This window comes from bacterium (assembly GCA_024224155.1).
GTDB lineage: Bacteria > Acidobacteriota > Thermoanaerobaculia > Multivoradales > JAHEKO01 > CALZIK01.
Window position 1 is genome coordinate 1 of the sequence record JAAENP010000567.1, and the last position, 3,438, is coordinate 3,438.

General features: G+C 64.0%; 2 protein-coding genes. Both read right to left on the reverse strand.

Annotated features, from left to right (window positions below; translation table 11 throughout):
* On the reverse strand, window positions 1-2,557 hold a 2,557-nt coding region (locus tag GY769_25885; protein ID MCP4205357.1), incomplete at its 3' end, for a hypothetical protein.
* A gap of 30 nt (window positions 2,558-2,587) precedes the next feature.
* Window positions 2,588-3,310 (reverse strand): hypothetical protein, encoded by a 723-nt coding sequence (locus GY769_25890; GenBank protein ID MCP4205358.1) that lies wholly within the window; start codon window positions 3,308-3,310, stop codon window positions 2,588-2,590.
* Window positions 3,311-3,438: the final 128 nt, after the last annotated feature.

Consider the following 3,438-nt stretch of genomic DNA (forward strand, 5'->3'; position numbering starts at 1 on the left):
GCATGCGCCGGGTGGCCGGCAGGGATTTGCGGGGGTCGGTGAAGACAGGGGCGACCAGCGTGTCCCCGTCGGTGGCGCCGAAGCCCGACTGAACCCCCTGGAGCGCCAGCTGAAATGCCTGCTCGGGGGTGATGTCGAAACCGTCTTTCTCGAAGTCGGGAGCCCAGGAGCCCTGGACCCGCACCCGATGGCCGCCGATCGGACCCCAGTTGTCGTAGATCGTCGAGTCGGAGACGAAGGCCGCGCGCAGCTGCGGGTAGACGTCGGAACGCGGCGCGATCACCAGGAACTGCTGGTTTGAGCTGTCGCGCGCGGCCGAGAACGTGTCGAACTCGCGAAAATACGCGCCACCGGTGAGCTCGACTCGCCGGTTGAACGACAGCGGAAAGATGCGCGTGTACTCGGCGCCGGTGATGCCGTAGATCTGCTGCCGGTCGAAGTCGGTGACGATGCCGTCGATGACTTCCGTCGCCTCGAAAGCGTAGAATCGACGATCGAACAGGCGGCCGGCCCACTGCTGGCGCTTACGCTGGTTGAGGTAGATGGCGTCGAAGTCCGACAACGCGTCGACTGCAGCGACGTTGAGGATTATCCGCCGGTCACCGAGGTAGTCGGTGAAGCTGAGCACCACCCGGCCGACGAAGATTTGATCGCTGTCGACGCCGATGAAGTTCTGCGCGTCCTCAAGGAAGAACTTGAAGCCGCCGTAGGGGTCGATCGTGTCCTCGTCGACCGTCACCTCAATGTCCGGCTCGAAGCGCTCGAGCTCGCCCATCGCCGCCGGCTCGCTGGCGATCTGCACCGGCACCGGCTCGGAGAGCGGCTCCTCGACGTCGGTCATGAAGAGGTCGAAGCGGCCCTTCCAATAGCCCGAGTAGACCAGGCGCTCGCCCCCCTCGGGTAAGGGCAGCACGGTGGGCCGGTCACAACCGGTGACGGCGTTGGTGTACTGGGTGATCTCCTTGCGCTCAAGATCGAGGCCGAAGATGTTGTCGGCCCCGGTGCGGTCGGAGGAGAAGTAGATCCGCTCGCCCGACGCCGAGTAGGCCGGCTCCTTGTTGTGGTATTCGCCGGTCGTCAGCTGATAGCGCTGCTTGAAATCCGCGGTGCTGGCCCGGAAGATCTGGGCGTACTCGCCAACGAACGAGGTATAGGTCAACCAACGGCCGTCGGGAGAGTAGGTCGGGGTCGCGTCGTAGAACTCATCGTTGGTGAGGTTGGTGATCTCGAGGCTCTCGAGGTCGATCGAGAAGATGTCGAACTGACCGTTCAGGTTGCCGGAGAACACGACCGACTGGCCGTCCGGGTGCCACGACGGGGAACGCTGCTGCTCGACCTCCATGTCGATGATCTTGCGCAGTCCGCCACGCAGGACGTCGATCAGGATGAGGCTGAAGCCCGCCTCGCGACGGGCGAAGGCGGCGATGTAGTTGCCGTCGGGCGAGAACGAGAGATCCGAGCCCAGCTGGCGGCTGGTGTGCACCGAGATGTTCTTGATCTGGCGATCGAAGCCCTTGGTCAGGGTTCGGATGCGGCGGCGCTTCGGCGCGTCGAAGAGCGAGACGTCGATCTCGCCCTTGTCGGTGGTGATCGAGGCCACCAGATCACCCGACGGCGACGCCGCGGGGGAGAACTCCTGACCGCCGAAAGTGCCCTGCTCCAGCCGGAACGGCTTGCCGAAGTCCCCCGGCTCGCCGGTTTCGAGCAGCGTGGGCAGATATTTCTTCCTCGCCCAGCGCCGGAACTCGGCGTCGAAGTCCTCGACGTCCATGCGGAAAGTCCGCTCGATGGCCTTCCCGACCCGCGCTCCCAGGGTGTTGCGGAACTCGTAGATCAGGTCGAGGACCGCTTCCTTGCCCCAGCGCTCTTCGATGTAGTCGAACATCGCGTGGCCGAAGCGATAGGCGAAGAAGCCGCCGCCCTGTCTCTCGACCGAGGGAATGCGGTCGTTGACCACCGCGTCGACCATGAACTTGCGGTCGCCGGGAGTCTCGTCGTCGCCGAAGTAGCTCGCCATGCCCTCCATGAACCACTGCGGCGGCGCGCCGCGCAGGCCGGCGCCCAGCTTGCCCTTGGACAGCAGGTGGTACTGGAAGATGTGGGTCAGCTCGTGCTTGATCAGGGCCATCAGCTGGGGATCCGGCAGGTCGAGCGGCAGCACCATGCGAAAACGGTTGGGGGTCGCGAAGGCGCCCACCCCTTCGGGGACCCCGTGGAGGATGATGTTGTTCTGCAGGAACGCCGAGTGGGTCGCGTAGGCGATCAGCGGCGTCGGATCCTGGATCTGATAATCGAAGGCGCGGGATAGCTCGTCGTAGGCGCTCTCGGCGAAGGAAGCGAGCTTCTCCAGCAGCGCCGCCTCAGACTCGTAGTAGTAGATGTCGAAGTGCTGGGAGTGGTAGATCTTCCAGTCGAAGTCGCGATACTGGATCTTGTTCTTGCCGAAAGCGTTGAGCGGTTGGCCCGCCGCCGGAATCACGGCCAGCAACGACGCCGCGCAGATCGCGAGGAAGGGGCTCGTCTTCAGAAGGAACCGAGGAGTGAGGGCTCGGGTCACTGGGACCTCCTTTTCTTTCACCATGGGCTGCTAATCCGAGAACAGGACGCGGGTCGCCTCGACTTCTTTCTGAGCAAAGATGCCGACGATACGATCCTCCAGCGAGTAGAGGTTCTGGAACATGCCGGCCAGCGGATCGGCGCTTTCCCCCTCGTACTGCTTGAAGTCCTTGAAGTTGTCTGAGAACAAAAGCTCACCGGTCTTGCCGTCGTAGACCATCATCACGATGTCGTACTCGAAGCCCGTCTCCTCGACCAGCACCTGGCGCTGATAGACCTGTCCGTCGAAGGGCGACACGTACTCTTCCTTGCGATACCCGCTACGGTCCTGGATGTCGAAGTCCAGGCTGCCGGCGAGAATCAGGTCGGCCTGGAGCCGCTCGCCGAGAGCGCGCCAGAAGTCTTGGTCGCGGCCCAGCATGTCGAGATCGTAGGTCGGGTAATCGAGCGGCCCGACCTCGATCACCTTGAGGTCGGTCTCGCGGCGCACGAGCTTGAAGATGTAGCGCTCGAACTCGGCCTGAACGTCGATGTCACGCCCGGGGATCCGGCCTTCTCCCTCCCGGCTCACCATGATGAACGGCGCCGGCGCGATCGTCCTACGTCCGGTCAGATCGAGACGAGCCCGGACCGGCAAGGTCAGCTTGACCTCGGTCACGGCCGCGACCACCGGCGGCGTCGCGGCAAGGAACATCAACGCCGCCAGCGCGATCCGCATAGATCCTTCGAGCATGGTTGGCTTCCCTGTAGTCATGGCGTAGCTCCTTCTGGCATAGCTGCGCGGGCCGAACGTCTCTCGGCGGGCGCCCTGTCTACATCACAAACAAGCAACTTCGCGAGAGCTCGCCCCCATCCTCCCGTCCGAACCCCCCCCCGCCCGAC

Bases quoted from the DNA above. Each gene is read 5' to 3' on its own strand.
- GY769_25890 (MCP4205358.1), bottom strand. From the start codon at position 3,310: ATGACTACAGGGAAGCCAACCATGCTCGAAGGATCTATGCGGATCGCG.